Annotated in this window: 16 protein-coding genes; 3 read left to right on the forward strand and 13 right to left on the reverse strand. The window is 67.3% G+C overall.

The features are described from left to right. Position 1: 1 nt before the first annotated feature. Positions 2–1,279 carry an MFS transporter gene (locus V5A20_RS02050; RefSeq protein WP_332315186.1) on the reverse strand — a complete coding sequence of 426 codons (1,278 nt, stop codon included), beginning with the start codon at positions 1,277–1,279 and terminating at the stop codon, positions 2–4. Between the two features lie 406 nt (positions 1,280–1,685). Between V5A20_RS02050 and V5A20_RS02055 the strand changes: the two genes are divergently transcribed. From V5A20_RS02055 to V5A20_RS02065, 3 genes are all read left to right on the forward strand, one after another. Next, positions 1,686–2,618 carry a CapA family protein gene (locus V5A20_RS02055; RefSeq protein WP_332315187.1) on the forward strand — a complete coding sequence of 311 codons (933 nt, stop codon included), beginning with the start codon at positions 1,686–1,688 and terminating at the stop codon, positions 2,616–2,618. 161 nt (positions 2,619–2,779) lie between these two features. Continuing rightward, positions 2,780–3,115: a DUF4286 family protein gene (locus V5A20_RS02060; protein ID WP_332315188.1), complete on the forward strand. Its 336-nt coding sequence runs from the start codon at positions 2,780–2,782 to the stop codon at positions 3,113–3,115. A 201-nt stretch (positions 3,116–3,316) separates the two neighbouring features. Beyond that, positions 3,317–4,135 (forward strand): HDOD domain-containing protein, encoded by an 819-nt coding sequence (locus tag V5A20_RS02065; protein ID WP_332315189.1) that lies wholly within the window; start codon positions 3,317–3,319, stop codon positions 4,133–4,135. 106 nt (positions 4,136–4,241) lie between these two features. Here V5A20_RS02065 and V5A20_RS02070 read toward each other — a convergent pair whose 3' ends face one another. The 12 genes from V5A20_RS02070 to fliM all read right to left on the reverse strand — a co-directional run bounded on the left by V5A20_RS02070 (position 4,242) and on the right by fliM (position 15,632). Continuing rightward, positions 4,242–4,988 (reverse strand): sigma-70 family RNA polymerase sigma factor, encoded by a 747-nt coding sequence (locus V5A20_RS02070; RefSeq protein WP_332315190.1) that lies wholly within the window; start codon positions 4,986–4,988, stop codon positions 4,242–4,244. Positions 4,989–5,028: 40 nt separating this feature from the next. Further along, a complete protein-coding gene (locus V5A20_RS02075) occupies positions 5,029–5,346 on the reverse strand; it encodes a hypothetical protein (RefSeq protein WP_332315191.1) in 318 nt (105 codons plus the stop codon). Between the two features lie 48 nt (positions 5,347–5,394). After that, entirely contained in the window at positions 5,395–6,165 is a 771-nt protein-coding gene (locus V5A20_RS02080; protein WP_332315192.1) for a P-loop NTPase, read from the reverse strand. A 37-nt stretch (positions 6,166–6,202) separates the two neighbouring features. Then, positions 6,203–7,537 (reverse strand): flagellar biosynthesis protein FlhF, encoded by a 1,335-nt coding sequence (locus tag V5A20_RS02085; RefSeq protein WP_332315193.1) that lies wholly within the window; start codon positions 7,535–7,537, stop codon positions 6,203–6,205. 27 nt (positions 7,538–7,564) lie between these two features. Beyond that, entirely contained in the window at positions 7,565–9,748 is a 2,184-nt protein-coding gene (gene flhA, locus V5A20_RS02090; protein ID WP_332315194.1) for a flagellar biosynthesis protein FlhA, read from the reverse strand. Between the two features lie 35 nt (positions 9,749–9,783). Continuing rightward, positions 9,784–10,845, reverse strand: coding sequence for an EscU/YscU/HrcU family type III secretion system export apparatus switch protein (locus V5A20_RS02095; protein WP_332315195.1), 1,062 nt, complete (start codon positions 10,843–10,845; stop codon positions 9,784–9,786). Between the two features lie 102 nt (positions 10,846–10,947). Further along, positions 10,948–11,724: a flagellar biosynthetic protein FliR gene (gene fliR / locus V5A20_RS02100; protein ID WP_332315196.1), complete on the reverse strand. Its 777-nt coding sequence runs from the start codon at positions 11,722–11,724 to the stop codon at positions 10,948–10,950. 72 nt (positions 11,725–11,796) lie between these two features. Further along, positions 11,797–12,066 (reverse strand): flagellar biosynthesis protein FliQ, encoded by a 270-nt coding sequence (gene fliQ / locus V5A20_RS02105; RefSeq protein ID WP_332315197.1) that lies wholly within the window; start codon positions 12,064–12,066, stop codon positions 11,797–11,799. A 63-nt stretch (positions 12,067–12,129) separates the two neighbouring features. Next, the gene (gene fliP, locus V5A20_RS02110; protein WP_442978384.1) at positions 12,130–12,909 is read right to left on the reverse strand and encodes a flagellar type III secretion system pore protein FliP; all 780 of its coding nucleotides are present in this window, start codon (positions 12,907–12,909) and stop codon (positions 12,130–12,132) included. A 71-nt stretch (positions 12,910–12,980) separates the two neighbouring features. Further along, positions 12,981–13,541, reverse strand: coding sequence for a FliO/MopB family protein (locus tag V5A20_RS02115; protein WP_332315199.1), 561 nt, complete (start codon positions 13,539–13,541; stop codon positions 12,981–12,983). Positions 13,542–13,669: 128 nt separating this feature from the next. Beyond that, positions 13,670–14,593 carry a flagellar motor switch protein FliN gene (gene fliN / locus V5A20_RS02120; RefSeq protein WP_332326617.1) on the reverse strand — a complete coding sequence of 308 codons (924 nt, stop codon included), beginning with the start codon at positions 14,591–14,593 and terminating at the stop codon, positions 13,670–13,672. Next, positions 14,511–15,632 carry a flagellar motor switch protein FliM gene (gene fliM / locus V5A20_RS02125; protein WP_332315201.1) on the reverse strand — a complete coding sequence of 374 codons (1,122 nt, stop codon included), beginning with the start codon at positions 15,630–15,632 and terminating at the stop codon, positions 14,511–14,513. Before fliM ends, fliN begins: the two co-directional genes overlap by 83 nt. Positions 15,633–15,666: the final 34 nt, after the last annotated feature.

The raw sequence follows: 15,666 nt of genomic DNA on the forward strand, positions 1-15,666 counted from the left end.
GTCACCGATTCCCCGACGCCATCCGCGTGGCCTCGGGCAGCCCGCGGAGGCGCAGCATGCTCCAAAGTCCGACCGCGGGCCCGATCGCGAGGAGCGGAAAGGTGCCGGCCCAGCCCCACGCGTCGACGAGCGGCGGGACGGCACGGAGCGTGACCAAGGTGAGCAGAAAGCCCAGGCTGGTCTGCACCGTGAGCGCCGTGCCCACGTACCGCGGATCGGTGAGCTCGCTCACGGCGGCGCTGAACTGTGCGCTGTCGGCCACCACGGCAAAGCCCCACACGAGGCAGAGGACGGTGAGCACACCCGGCATCTCAAAAAAGAATCCCGCCACGAGGGCACAGCTGCCGCTCACGCCGAGGCTCCAGGCCGTGATGCGGGTGCGGCCGAGCCGGTCCGCCAGCGTGCCGGCCAGGTAGCAGCTAATGCCCCCCACGGCGATGACGCTAAAGCCCGCCACGCGGGCCCACTGCTCGCTCCACCCCGCCGCCTCGTAGCTCGCCAGGAGAACGATGGGCACCCACGTCCACATCGCGTAGAGCTCCCACATGTGCCCCAGATAGCCAATGTTGGCCAGGCGGGGCGGCTCGTTGCGGAGCCCCTCTCCCGCGTGCCGCCAGTCAAAGCCGGAGGCCGACCGCAGATACGGTCCCTCCTCCACAAAGACGTACGCAATCCCCGCCGCCCCGACGGCGAGCCCCGACGCAACGAGGACGACGCTCCGCCAGGGCGGCAGTCCGCCCGTGCCGCCGGCCACGGGCACGGCGTTGAGCAAGTGGGGCAGGGCCGACCCGACGGTGAGCGCCCCCACGAGCAGCCCGATGCCCTCCCCCCGATCCTCCTTGCACCAGGTCGCCACCAGCTTCATCCCCGGCGGATAGACGCCCGCCAGCGCCATGCCGGTGAGGAAGCGACAGGCAATGGCGACGCTGGGCCCTGGTGCCACGACCACCGCCGCATTGACGACGGCCCCAGCGAGCGCGGACGCCGCGAAGAACGTCGATCCCGGAATCCGGTCGGCCACGTTCAGGCTCGCGCTCAGCAGCGCCCCCGCGACGAACCCGACCTGCACGCTCATCGTCATCCACGACTGCTCCCCACCGGTCAGATTCCACTCCGCCGTCAGCTGCGGCACCACGGCCGATCCCGAAAACCAGAGGGCCATTGCAAAGAGGGTCGCAATCGCCAGCAGGGCCAGGGTGCGCGGCTTGCGACGCAGGGCACCGGGGGCGAGGGACTCCGAAGGGGCAGGGACCTCCGACGAGGACGAGGCAGGACTCATGCGAGCATTGAGATGCGCGGGAAAATTGTGAAGGGGCCGCCCCCATTTCTTCTCGGCGCCGCCTGTTTGGTAACCGATGGGAGACACCAGTTACACCCATCCTGGGTCCTCAGTGAGGTCCGCGTCCCGCCTGAGTGGGACCGGGCCCTCCACGACCGTTTGCAGTCAATGCGGACGTGTCGACGGAGAGCAGGATGCCAGGACGAGAACTCCTCCCGTCCGGACGTCTACACGTTCCGTGCGTCTACCGGACGCCCCCATGTTCTTCTGCCTGACGCCCGCCCCGGCGCCGCCCTCGCGGGCATGGTGCCCCTCGTACTCTTCTACGGGCGCCCCCCGGTTTTGAAGGAAGGCGAGCCCGCGACCGAGCCGCCGTTTCCACACACCCATCCCACTTGCCCACACCGTGCACAACCCCTTCGGCCCGTACTCCTGGGAGGAGTTTTTTCCAATGGTGTGGCGGCGCTTCACCGGCCCGTCGCCTCGCCCCGCCTCCCTCGACCGGGACCTTCATTTTCGAGACGTGTCGCCGACACAAACCATTGGCTTCGTCGGCGACATCTGTCCCCTCTTCGGGCGTGAAGCGCAGTTCGGCGAAGGCGTGCGGGACTTTCTGACAGACTGCGACGTGGTGGTGGGCAACTTCGAGGGCATCTTCTCGGCCCGTGCCTGGCGGCCGTTCCTCATGAAGCACGCCCCGGACATCTTTCCGGCCCTGGCCGCGCTTTGTCCGCTGGACCGATGGGTCGTCTCGGTTGCAAACAACCACGCCACCGACTACGGCCCCGACGGCCTTCGGCGCACCCTCCAGACCTTAGAAGAGCGCGGCCTGCGCTGGGTGGGCACCGCCGGCCGGCCCCGCCTCCAGGTCGAAGACGGCATTACCGTGACGGCCTGGACTTGGTGGCTCAACCGGAGCGGCGAGGGCGTCGTCCGTCGCGACCCGGGCGCACCCGACGATCCAGGCCTTCACGTGGCCCTGCCCCACTGGGGCTACGAGCACGAGCGGCGGCCGCGCCCCGAACAAGCCCCGCCCGACGGCTACGCGCTGACCACCGGACACCACACGCACCTCCCCCAGCCGTTCGCGGTTCAGAACAGTGGGCAACTGGTGGCCTATTCGCTGGGCAACTTTGTGACGGGCAAGCAGCTCCCCGTCCTCGGCGAGGGGGCCATGCTCAAAGTCGACCTCACCCACGAGGACGAGACTGTCCCCGAAATCGTGCGTGCCGAGTTCCGCGAAATCACCCTCGACCGCGACCGCCACCGGTGCCGCGTCACCCTCCACCACCCCACCCCACCCTCCCCACAGCACATTTCGCTCGACGACAAGTCTTGAAGGCTGCGCCCGATTCGTCCCTCGTTCTCCTTGCCCACTTCTCCCTTCTCTCTTCCCGCTTCCCCACGCTCCTGGGCCCAATTGCCTCGCCTGCCATTCCCGCTGCTGGTTCTTAGGTTGGATCGCCGCACGTTCATCCTCCCAATCCACTGCTTTCTCTGATGCTGATCTACGAAGTCAACCTGGCCGTCGACGGCGACGTGGCCCCCCGATACAGCTCCTGGCTGCGCGAGCACATCCGCGAGATGCTGGAGCTCGACGGCTTCGAGGCCGCCGTCTGGTACACGTCGACGGAGAACGGCAACACGGTCCCGGACCCGGACGAGCCGACAGGGAATCGCACCTGGACCGTGCAGTATCAGGTGCGCGACCGGGAGGCCCTGCAGGCCTACTTTGACGAGCACGCCCACGACCTGCGCGAGGCGGGCCCTCAGCACGGCGACCATGTGACGGCCAACCGCCGTGTCCTCGAGCAGAAACGCCTCTTTCAGGGATAGCCGGCGCCCGCGACGCAGAACGTCGGGGGCAGTCCACCAGCGATTAGGGGTTAAGAAAAAGCGGCACGGGCCGATAACCTGTACGAAGAAGTATCCGTCTCGTCCCCGTTCCCGGTGCCCCCAATCGGCACCGGCGACCGGATCGGGCGCACTTCGGACTCTTCCTTCGTCGGACTGTCTCACCAACCCCGCCCTCCGCCCGTGCAAGAGCAGGGTCTAACGCTCACGTTTCCGACCCTTCCCTCTACCATCTCGAAGGTTGAGGACTTCATTGCCTCTGGGCGGACGGATCCCGAGCCGCTGATCGAGATTGTGGAGCAGGACCCGTCCGTCTCCCTCAACGTGCTCCGGCGCGTCAATTCCCCGTACCACGGCCTCCGGCGAGAGGTCGAAAGCATCGACCGCGCCGTTCGCCTCCTGGGATTCGTGGAGGTCTCCTCCATCATCATGATTGAGGGCGTTGAGGAGCTGCGGAGCCACTTTGACTCCCATTCCATTTTGCTCCGCCAAATTGCCCACACTGCCGTGTTTACCGGGCGGTTTGCACAGGAGCTCACCAAGGCACTCGACGTGTCGCAGGACTGGATCCGGCTTGCCTTTTCCGCCGGCTTCATCCACGCGATGGGGCGCCTGGTCCTGCTCCACATCCAGCCGGAGCGGTATGCGACCCTGGCCGAGACGAGCCCAATGCCCCTCCCCGACACCGAGACCGAGGCCCAGGCGTTCGGCGAGAACTACCGCACCCTCGCCCCGCAGGCGGCCGACCACTGGACCCTTCCGGAACGAGTCCGCTCGGTGCTCCAGATCGCCGCCAGCCCGACGGACGAGTCGGAATCGCCCAGCAAGATGCTCGCGGTGTCTATCCGGAATGGCAGCGACCTGGCCCGCCGTGACCTTGCGGAGAACTTCGCCTCCTCGCTCAACCCCCCCGACGACGCCCCCGCATCGAGCGTCGACGACCTCTTGGCAACGGTCGCCCAGGACGCATCGACATACGCGTCGGACGTCGGGCACTTCTGAGCGCCCCCGTGGGCAATCGGTCCTGTGGAGCCCGGGCCCTCAACATCGGACCGACCGCCTGCCCCCGCACTGCACCTGTTTCTGGCACTCGTCTTTCTGGTACTCGTCAGTGCGCGTGCTCCTCAAACTTCGACTGCAGGGTGAGCTGAATTTTCCCGAGGAGCTGCGAGATCCGCGCGGCACTCAGGTCGAGCACCTCGCCAATTTCTTGAAGGGTCAGGTTCTCCGTGTAGTACAGCCCCAGAATGGTCTGCTGGCGCTCCGGAAGCGTCTGAATGAGGGTTTCGAGGTGCTTCTGGGTGGAGGCCTGTTCGAGCTGCTCAAAGCCCTTCGTGCCGTCCTCGCTCGGGAGCACGTCGAGCATCGTGTGGGCGTCGTCGTCGCTGGGCCGTGACAGCGAGAGCGAGAACCGGGACTGCGCGTCTCGTAGGAGCCGACGATAGTCGTCCACGGACATGCCCATGTAGTCGGCCACGTCCTCGTCCGACGGCTCCTCCCCCAGCATCTGCCGGAGGGACGCGAGCGCCTCCTGCACGGCCCCCATTTTCTTGCGCTTGTCCCGAGACAGGACGTCGATCGACCGAAGATAGTCAATGATGTTGCCCCGGATGCGCCGGTACGCGTGGGTCGCAAACCGCGCCTTCTCCGGGTCGTAGTTGTCGAGCGCCTCCAGAAGCCCGACGATGCCCACACTTTCCAGGTCCTCGTGCGAAGCGAGCAGGTGATCGGGCACGCTGATCTTGCCGATGATGGACCGCACGAGGGGCAGGCCCGCCATCACGACGGCTTCCCGGTTCGACGGGGTCGAGTCGTTGAGGTACTGCTCGACGAGGGGCTGGAGGTCACGGGACATGGCACTACTGCGTTAGGACGTCGCAACGAGTCGCAGGGGTTTAGGCTGCCTGGGCCTCCGGAACGTTGTCGGACGGCTCGGGCTCCGACTCTGTGGAGGGCCCGTCGCTCGGGGCGTCGTCCCCCGCGTCCAACTCGAAAGGCACCCCGTGCTGGATGATGTGGCGGGCCGCCGCGTAGCCAACCGCCAAGATGAGGTAGCTCGCCACGCCTCCCCCGGCGGCGGTCACCAGGGTGTGCTCCAGGGGCGCCCCGGCCCACATTTGCGCCAGAAAAATCGCGGTCCCAAACAGCACGCTCACGTCGGCGATGACCGTATGGTACGAGGGGGAGACGGAAGCGGTAGAGGACGAAGGCATGGTCCAGAATGCGATTGAGGAAGGAGGGAAACCAGAAGGGCCGGCCGCTCAAGAAACGGCGGGCGAGAGGACGTACTGCCCCTGGGCGGCCGTGTCGGCCAGGTCGGCAAAGGCGTCCCGCACCGGCCCCTCGCTCCGCACCACCGGCGCCTGGGCCGAGACGGAGCGGCGAACGGCGTGCGCGAACGGAATCCAGCCGAGGGTCTTCGGGGCCTGCCCCAGGAAGCGAGTGGTGACCGCCTTGAACCGCTCCGCCACGCTGCGGGCATCGGCCTCGTCCTCGGCAAAGTTGACGACAAGGCCGAGCGGGTAGTCCGGATCGGCGGCCCAGAGCTGTTTGGCGAGGCGGTACGCGTCGGCGACGGCGGTCGGCTCGCCCACGACGACGAGCACGCCGAGGTCGGCCCGGTCCAGGGCCCACTGCACGGGCGCGTCGGTGCCGGCCGCGGCGTCGACGAGCACGTAGTCGTGATTCGTGCGGAGGCGCCCCAGCAGGGTGTCCAGCGCGGCGTACAGGGCCTTGCTCTCCGTCGGGTCTCCAGGCACGGGCCGGCCGGCGGCCTGCACCAGGGTCACGCCGGCCGTCGTTTCGTGGGGGACGGCGCGGAGCGAGACGTCCTCCTGCACCGCGTCCAGCACCGTCGCGGCTGGCGCCTCGTTGAGGAGCACCGCCGCGTCGCTCTGGCCCAGGTCCGCGTCGACGAGGGCCACGCGGTGGCCGTCGCGGGCGAGCATCTCGGCCAGGTTGGCCGTCACGACGCTCTTCCCGACGCCCCCCTTGCCGCTGGCAAAGGTCAGTACGTTGGAGGTGACTTCCATCGGTCAAAAGATCGGGCAGCAGGAGGAAGCAAGGCGATCAGAGGTCCATGATGTCTTCCACGAACCACCGCAGGGAGAAGGCGCGGGCCCCGTCCGGCACCTCGGGCCCCTCCGACACGATCTGGACGGGCAGGTCGACGTGGATCATCCACTCGGCCACCTGGCCCCAGTCGTGCACCTCGTCCAGGTGGGTGACGGCCGCCGCCGTGGGGCGCAGGGGGAGGCGGGCAAACGTTGCCTCGTCGGCGCCCCCGAGGGCACGGGTGGCGTCGACCACGAAGTGCACGGCGGGGCTGGGAAGGGGCCGCAGGAGGCGACGAAACCGGCGCAGGACCGGACGGGCGTCCGACAGGGGCATGGGAAGCGGCGGCGTGTCGATGATCACCTGCTCGAAGCCGTCGATGGACCGAAGCGCCTTCGCCATGTCCTCCTCCGTGCGCACGCTTCGTACCGGCAGCCCGAAGCGCCGGTACAGGGCGGTCGGGTTCTGGTACGACGCGTTGCGGCCCTCCTCCGGGAGCAGGTGAATCACGGCGGTGTCCTGCGCGGCGAGCATGCGGTCGTGGACCGCGAGCTTGAGGGCGAGCGATGTCTTCCCCGCCCCGCTGGGGCCCACCAGGGCAAGCACGCCCGTGTCGTCGGTCGGCGGGTCGGTCTGAATCCGGCGACACACCACCTGCGCGAGGGCCCAGTGCAACTCGTCGCGGGGGCTTTCGTCGGGGTCCACGCCCCGGTCCACCAGATCGCCGAAGAGGGCATTGGCGGTCTTGGGGCGGAGGCCCTCCTTCAGCAGCCTGCCGTAAAGGGGATGGGCCCTCCACGCCTCGGCCTCCCCGCCGCCGCGGCGAGCCGTCCGGTCGCGCCCGCCCTCCGAGCGGGTTCGGAGCTCCTCCAGGCGCGACTCGACCCAGGCCTCGTGATCCCCGGCGGCCGAGGCCTCGGCCGCCTCCGATCCGGAGGACGGAAACACTCGCCCCCGGCCCGGCCCCTGCTGTGATGCGCGGGCCCCGGATTTCGACTGCGCCTCCAGTTCGGACTGAAAGCGCGATGCCGTCTTCGATTCTGTAGACTCGTGCCCGTCGCCTTCGTCGTACCCGAAGGACGGATTCCTGGAATCGTCGGCGCGGTCGGGCGACGGCCCGGTGTTCGGGCTCGATGCAGGGGCCTTGGAGGGCTTCGGCACGTGTCCCCACGACTGCTCGCGCTCCGGGGTGGGCTGCTCGGCCGCCTCGTCGACCATGACGGCGACCCGGGCGGGCGCCCCGTCGGCGGCCGGCTCCGACTCGACCAGCACAACCTGGTCGCCCAGCGTGTGCCGCGCCTTTTCGAGGGCGGCCTGGATGCTCGAATCGGTAAAGGTCTTGACGTCCATGGCAGTGCGCGCGTCGAACGGATGAGGCTATGCGTTGGCCACCCCGACGGCCGCCTCCGACGGATCCGCCGCGGCGGACAGGTCGGGCGCGGACGACGACCCCTGAGGGATGCTCACCTGGTCGACGATGTCGACCGGGGCGTCGGGCGTGAGGTCGTTGTAGGAAAGCACCGTGATGTCCGAGACCATCGGGTCCAGGAACTCGTGCACCGTCGCCCGCAGGACCGGAGAAATCAGGAGGATCGGGGCCCGGTCGTTGCTAATGAGCTGGGTGGCCTTCTTGTCGACCGCCTTCACGAGCGCGTCGGCCCGCTCGGGCTGGAGGCCAAGGGTGTTGGCGTCGAGGCCCCCCGCCTCGGCCTTTTCGAGCAGGTGCTGCTCCAGGGCGGGATCCATCACGACGGCCTTGATGCGCCCCTCGGGCCCCGAGAACTCGCGCGTGATGGTGGGGGCGAGGGCCGCCCGGCAGTGCTCGGTAAGCACCTCCACCGTCTGTGTCTGGGACGCGTGGTCGGCCAGCGTTTCGAGGATCGTCACGAGGTCGCGGATCGGAATGCGCTCCTTGAGCAGCCGCTGAAGCACCTTGCGGATGCTGCCCAGCGAGAGCAGGTCCGGCACCAGCTCGTCCACGAGGGCGGGGGCCGACTCCTCGACCTTGTCCAGCATCTCGCGGACCTCCTGCCGGTCGAGGAGCCGGTAGGCATTCTTCCGCAGCTCTTCCAGCAGGTGGGTCGAGATCACGGCCGGCGGCTCGATGACCGTTAGCCCCATCTGTTCGGCCTCCGACAGGTTGCGCTCCGCGACCCAGACGGCGGGGAGGCCGAAGGTCGGGTCCTCCACCTTGATGCCCGACGGGGCTTCGTCGATGTCGTCGGGCAGCAGGGCGAGCTTGTAGCCCGGCATCACCTCCCCTTCCCCGATGGGGTTTCCGCGCAGCCGGATCACGTATTTGTTCGAGTCCATGTCGACGTTGTCCCGGATGCGCACGGGCGGGATGACGAGCCCCATCTCTTCGGCCAGCTGCTTCCGCAGCATCTTGACGCGCTCCAGGAGGTCCCCGCCCTGATCCGGGTCCACGAGGGAAATGAGTCCGTACCCGATCTCCAGCTCGAGCGGGTCCACCAGCAACAGGTCGGAGGGGTCGTCGTCCGCCTCCTCTTCCGCCTGCTTCTCTTCGGCCTCGCGTTGGCGCTCGGCCTCCGCCTCGTCCTCGGCCTGCTTCTCCTGGCTGCGCAGGTACCACAGCAGGAGCACCCCCGCGCTCAGCGACCAGAACGGGATAATCGGCAGTCCCGGCACGAGCCCCATGAGGGCCAGAAAACTTCCCGTAATCAGCAGCGGGGGCGGCTTGTCGAGGAGCTGGCCCTTCATTTCACTGGCCAGCGACCCCTCCTCCCCGCTGGCCCGCGAGACGATGATGCCGGCCGCCGTCGACACCATCAGTGCGGGAATTTGCGACACGAGCCCGTCCCCAATCGAGAGCAGGGCAAAGGTGCTCGCCGCCTCGCCCATGCCCATCGCCTGCTGGGTGACCCCGATCACCAATCCCCCGACGATGTTGATGGCCGTGATCAGAATGCCCGCAATGGCCTCCCCCCGCACAAACTTCGTGGCCCCGTCCATGGCCCCGTAGAAGTCCGCCTCCTGCGTCACCTCGTCCCGCCGTCGGCGCGCCTCTCGCTCATCGATGAGGCCCGAGTTGAGGTCTGCGTCAATGGCCATCTGCTTGCCCGGCATCGCGTCGAGCGTAAAGCGGGCGGCCACCTCCGAGATGCGCTCCGTGCCCTTCGTGATGACCACGAAGTTAATGATGACGAGCACCAGGAAGATGATGCCGCCCACCACGTAGTTGCCCGCCACCACGAAGCTCCCAAACGCGTCAATGAGAGCGCCCGCCTGCGCGTCGCCCAGGATGAGGCGGGTCGACGCCACGTTCAGCGAGAGCCGAAAGAGGGTCGTCGTGAGCAGCAGGCCCGGGAAGATCGCAAACTCCAGGGGCCGCTCGGCGTAGAACGACGTCAGAAGCACCCCGAGGCTGAGGGCGATGTCCGTGGCCAGGAAGAGGTCCAGCAGGTAGCTGGGCAGCGGGACCACCATCATGAACAGAATCGCCACGATGGCGCCGGCCACGAAAATCTCGCTGTCAAAACCGCCAATCCCCAACGACCCGTTGGGCGACGACGTGCGGGAATCAGCAGCGGCGCGGGACAAGGGACCTGCGGGGGTGGATGACAGGGCGTAGCGGATTAGACGTCGCCGCGCTGCTCGTAGACTTCGGCGAGAATGGCGGCGACGGCAGGATAGAGGTCTTCGGGGATTTCCTCCTCCTCCGGCACATTCTCGTACAAGGCGTGTGCCAGGGATCGGTTTTCGAACGTGGGGACGTCAAATTCGGCCGCCAACTCCTTGATGCGCAGTGCGCGCTTGCGCACGCCCTTCAGCAGAACGCGCGGGGCCGGGGCCTCGTCGGGGTCGTAGCGCAGGGCAATGGCGTAGTGCGTCGGGTTCGTCACCACCGCGTCCGACTTCATCACGGCGTGGTCCATGCGCGGCTGCTCGGCCAGCTCCTTCGCCTTCTCTCGACGCTTCTCGTTGAACTCGGGGTCCCCCTCCGTTTCTTTCTGTTCGTCCTCCATTTCTTTTTTGCTCATCTTGAGGTCCTCGTAGTACTTCCAGCGCTCGAACGCATAGTCGAGGGCCGCGATCACGACGAGCCCGGCCAGGATCTGCCACATCAGCGCAAAGAACCAGTCGGCCGCCTGGTCGAGCAGGGCCGGCAGCGGAAGCGTGTAGACCTGCACCATCTCCGGAATCAGCGGCCGCATGGCGAAGTACGCGATCGGCCCCACCACCCCAATCTTGAGGAGCGTCTTCGCAAACCCGAAGGCGCCCTCCGAGGAAAAAATCTGCTTCAGGCCCTGCAGGGGGTTCACGCGGCTGAACTGCGGCTGGACCGGGGTGAACGACACGTTCCACCCGGACTGGGCCACGTTGAGCCCCACCGCCACCACGACGAGCGCGATGAAGAGCGGGGCCAGCATTTCTGCGAGCTGGGTCCCAATCTCTGCGACGAGGGCCTGCAGCGACTGCACGTTCAGGGGCATGCGCGCCGAGCGCAGGAAGATGCGGGACGCCAGGTCCTGGAGATCCCGGAACGCCGAGGCGCCCCCCACCGAAAAGGCCGCGATCGCCGTCAGAAGGAGCCCTACGGACACGGGCTCCGTCGCCCGCAGCACGTTCCCCTTCTCGCGCGCCTGCTCCAGGCGTCGAGGCGTTGGGTCGTATTGTTTTTCTTGCGTCTCGCTCATGAGCAGCGCGTGGGAGCGTCGAACGATCGACCGTCGCGGCGTCGCCGCGGGGAAAGGACTGCGCGGGGCGCCCCGGAAAACTTTTCCCGCCCCGGCCGCCGGCTACCCGGGCGCAATGACCCGGAGGACCTCGTGCACCATCTGCTCAATCTGCCCGAACAGCGACGGGAAGAACGGAAAGACGCCCTGGATAAAGGCGAAGAAGATTCCGATGCCCACCAGCAGCTTCGCGGGCAGGCTGAGCGTAAACAGGTTGGCCTGCGGCACGAGGCGCGCGAAGATGCCCAGCGCGATGTCGGTCAGGAAGAGGATCACCAGAAACGGCGCCGCCAGCCGGACGGCGAGCCGAAAGAAGTCGCCCATCCACTCCAGCAGCGGCGGCCCGACCGCCGCGAGGGTGGCCCCGCCCAGCGGCACCACCTCGAACGACTGCGCAAGGGCCCGCAGGAGGAAGTGGTGGCCATCGGCCAGGAGAAACGCCAGCAGAAACGCGTACGAAAGAATCTGCCCGAGGGGATTGCTCGACGTGCCGCTGATCGGGTTGTAGGTCTGCGCGAGGCTCAGGGCCATCTGGTACCCCATGATGGTTCCCGCAAAGCTCATCGCCCAGAAGATGATGCGCGCCGTGAAGCCCATGACCAGCCCCGTGCCCGCCTCCACCAGCACGACCAGGATGAACCCGACGTCGTGGGTCACATGCTCGGGCAACGGCCCTGTGGCGAAGCCCGCCAGGCTGTAGGCGAGCACCACGCCGGCCAGCACCCGCACCCGTACGGGAATGGTTTGCTGCCGAAACACCGGGGCCGCGAGCAGCAGGCCACTGACCCGCACGAAGACGAGCAGCACCCGCAGAATGTATTCGGAATCAAGCAGCGACATGGGACACGCCGTGGGACTTGGCGTCGGGCGTCACGGTCGGGACGACGAATCGGTCGAGAGCAGGCCCGCCGGTCACTTCGACACGCTGGGGATGGCGGAGAAGATCTCAACCGCAAAGTCGGTCATCATCTCGATCATCCACGGCATCATGAAGAACAAGACGACGGCGATCGCAACGAGCTTGGGGATGAAGCTGAGCGTCATCTCCTGCATGGAGGTGACGGCCTGGAAGAGGCTCACGACGATCCCGGCCAGCAGGGCCATGCCCAGCATGGGCCCGAGCACGAAGAATCCCGTTCGGAGCGATTCTTTGAGCCAGAAGATGGCGACGTCTACGTTCATGGAAACGGGGGAAGACTGATGGACGAGGATCGAAAGGGAACGGACGGGGGCGGACGCAGGGCTTTAGCCCATCGCGTAGCCCTGCATGAGCGACTCGACGATGAGGTACCAGCCGTCGGTCAGCACAAAGAGCAGCAGCTTGATGGGGAGCGAAATCATGACGGGCGGGAGCATCATCATGCCCATGCTCATCAGAATGCTCGCCACGATGAGGTCCACAATGAGGAACGGCAGGAAGATCATGAAGCCGATCTGGAACGCGATCCGGAGCTCGCTGATGACGAACGCCGGCACCACCACGTAGAGCGGCGCCTCGGCCGGGCCCTCGAAGCTCTCGATCTCCCCCATGTCCATAAAGAGCATGAGGTCCTTGTCCCGCGTATGGGTGAGCATGAACCGCTTCATCGGCGTGGAGGCCCGGTCGAACGCCTCCTGCTGAGTGATCTCGTCGTCCAGGTACGGCCGCAGCGCGTCCTGGTGGACGGTCTGCAGCACCGGTTGCATGATGAAGATGGATAGAAAGAGCGAGAGGCCGATGACGACTTGCCGGGGCGGCGACTGCTGCAGCCCCAGCGCCCGGCGCAGGATGCTAAAGACGACGACCAGCCGCGTGAAGCTGGTCATCAGGATGATGATGGCCGGGGCGAGCGTAAGGACCGTCAGCAGCAGGAGGAGCTGGATCGGCAGCTCGTACCCGTCCTCCGAGGGGGTGACGTCGACCTGGGGAAAGCCCCCGAGCGCCGACCCGGACGTGTCGACCTGAGCGGCCGTCGCCCCGGCGTCCTGCGCGAGGGCGGTCGGCCCCACGAGGGGCCCGCTCGCGAGCAGCAGTGCGACCAGGATGAGGAGGCCCGCGACCGCCCGGAGGCCCGAGGGGCACGGGGTGGAGACACGTGCAGACACGGCGTGCGGCGTCACGACAGGGAGTTACGACGGGCGAACTGCTTCAGCACGTCGGCGAAGTGGGCCGACGTGGACCCGGAGCTCCCTCCCGGCGGGGCCTCGCCCCCCTCCGTCGCGTCGAGGACCGACGCCTCAAACGCCTCCCGCGGGTACGTCTTCAGAAGCTCAACTGCCTCCTCGGTCGCGCCGACCAGGAGCACCTCGTCCCCGCACGCAACGAGGCGGAGGTGCTGCGACGGCCCCAGGGCCAGTTGCCCAATCGGATGGAGCGCAGCGGCTCCGTCCTCGGAAGAGACGTGGCGCCGCATGTACAGCGCATACCCGCCGGTGCCGACGAGCACCAGGAGGGCCGCCAGGTTGCCCCAGGTGAAGAGGTGGGGGCCGGCGTCCGACGCCGTCGAGGGCGACGCGACGGACTTTCCCGCGGACGCGTCCGCGCCCTCAGCGGACGGAACCAGCGCGGCGGCCTGCACCAGCACCCACAGGGCCACCAGGGCACCCAGCGCATACAGCGCATACCAGGCCAGACGACGCGTGGAGACACCGGTCGAGTCCGAGGGCGAGGGGACCATGAGAAGCGGACGGCGGGTCGATGAGCAGGGCAGAAGCAGAGGAACCGATGGCCGTCCCCTCTGTCTGCGAAAACGATGCCAGCCGAAAATCTCCCCTCACGTTCTTTCTCCGCCACCGCCGTGTCCGCCTAGAAAAATGCCTTCTCGCGGCTTCCCTCCGAAGCGAGATTCGTGATCCGCACCCCAAACTGTTCATCGATCACCACGGCCTCCCCCTCGGCGATCAGGCGCCCGTTGGCGTACACCGAGAGCGGCTCGCCGACCATCTTCTCCAGCTCCACCACGCTGCCACTCGTAAGCTTCAGCACGTCCGCGAGGGGAAGCTCCCGGCGGCCCAGTTCCACGCGCACCTCCAGGTCCACGTCCGCCAGCAGCTCGAAGGTGCCGGACTCGCCATCCCCGCCGATCTCCTCGTCGCCCAGCTCACTGAAGGCGGCGGGCGACACCTCGACGCTTTCCGAATCGTCGCCCGACGATGGGGCACCGCCCCCTGATGCGCCCGACGACTGCGCGGTCTCCGTGGCGGCCTGCTGGGCGGGGCGGTCGGGCTCGGCCGTCTCCTCGCCGTCCGGCAGGAGCGCAAACCCGTCCAACTCTCCACCGTCCCGCTGCGCGGTAAACGGCACGAGCCACGCGGCCCCGTCGAGGGCCGGGGGCGGTTGGCCTGGGGCGGCCGCGTCGAACTGCACCTCGGGGAGGGTCAGGCCCTCCTCCGCCAGAGTGCTCTGCACAGTCCCGAAGCCCTGCGAGGACACCTCCTGCATGAGGTCGAGGGCCCCCTCGGCGTCAGGGGCCATTTCCTCGCCAAACATGGCCTCCGAGAAGAGGGAGACCCAGTCCGGATCCAGGGCCACCACCACGCCTCGGTCGGCGGCGTGCAGAATGAAGCGGGCCTGCAGGTCGTCCTGAAGGGCGTCTTCCGGCGACCGGTCGGCAATTTGCTCCGGGGCCGACGCGTCGAGCGGAATGTCATTCCCGCTCAGCTGCTCCAGCAGCGTCTCCAGTGCCGTCAGTGCCGTCTGTACGTGCGTCGTCAGCGTGTTCTGAGTCATGGTCAAGGGAAGGGGTCAGGGAATCAAACTCAACGTCGTCGGGGGATTGTACGGACGTGATGCGCAGGGCCCGCGTCCGTCCCGAACGGCCCGGCACGGCTTCAAACTTTGGCCTGTCGTTCACGAAGACCGTGACGGGATCGTCGGTCTTGCGGTCGAGGGGGATGACGTCGCCCTCCTGCAGCCGGGCCAGCTCGGTGACCGGCAGGACGGTGCGGCCCAACTCGGCGCTTACGTCCACCTGCGTCTCGCGAAGCATCTCCTCGTATTGCTCTCGCACCTCGGGGTCGGTGGCCGTCGTGGAACTGGAAATCCACTGCTCCATGCCGGAGCGTCCCAGCATCTGCTCCAGCATGAGGTACGGGTAGCAGATGTTGATAAACGACGGCTCGTCGTAGACGCGCACGTCGAACGACGCCACGAGCGCCGGCTCGGCCGCGGGAATAATCTGTACGAACTCGGCGTTCGACTCGAAGGCGACCTCCTTCACCGACAGGTCGAAGGCCTTCTCCCACGCCTGCTCCAGCTTCCGGTACGCCCGCTTCATGACGCGGCTCATGATGCGCTGCTCAATCGGAGACACCTCGCGGGACTCCTCCATCAGCTCCCCGTCGCCCCCCATCAGCTTTTCGATGGTGTACGCCACCAGTCGGGGGTCAATCTCGAAGATCGACCGGTACTCGAGCTCGTCCTCGCGCAGCACGTAGAGGGCCGACGGCGGGGCGCTCGACATCACAAACTCGGAGTAAAGCACCTGGTCGACGGCCGTCAGCGATATGTCGACGATGGTGCGGAGCTGGGCGGACAGATACACCGAGAGGTCGCGCGCAAACGACTCGTGCACCTGATTCAGGATGCGCTTCTGGGTCTGCGAAAAGAGACGAGGCCGCTTGAAGTTGTACGGCTGCGCCTGCTTTTCCTTGTCCGACCGGCCGTCGCCCGGCCTGCTTCCGTCGCCTCCGGTACGCTCCTCCTGTTCTTCCGCCTCGGCGTCGCCGAGAAGGGCGTCAATTTCCTCCTGACTGAGGGGCTTCGACATGCCGGCGCTGCAGTGCAGTTGGGAAGATCATCGA

Origin of the sequence: Salinibacter sp. (genome assembly GCF_036626415.1) — a bacterium.
GTDB lineage: Bacteria > Bacteroidota > Rhodothermia > Rhodothermales > Salinibacteraceae > Salinibacter.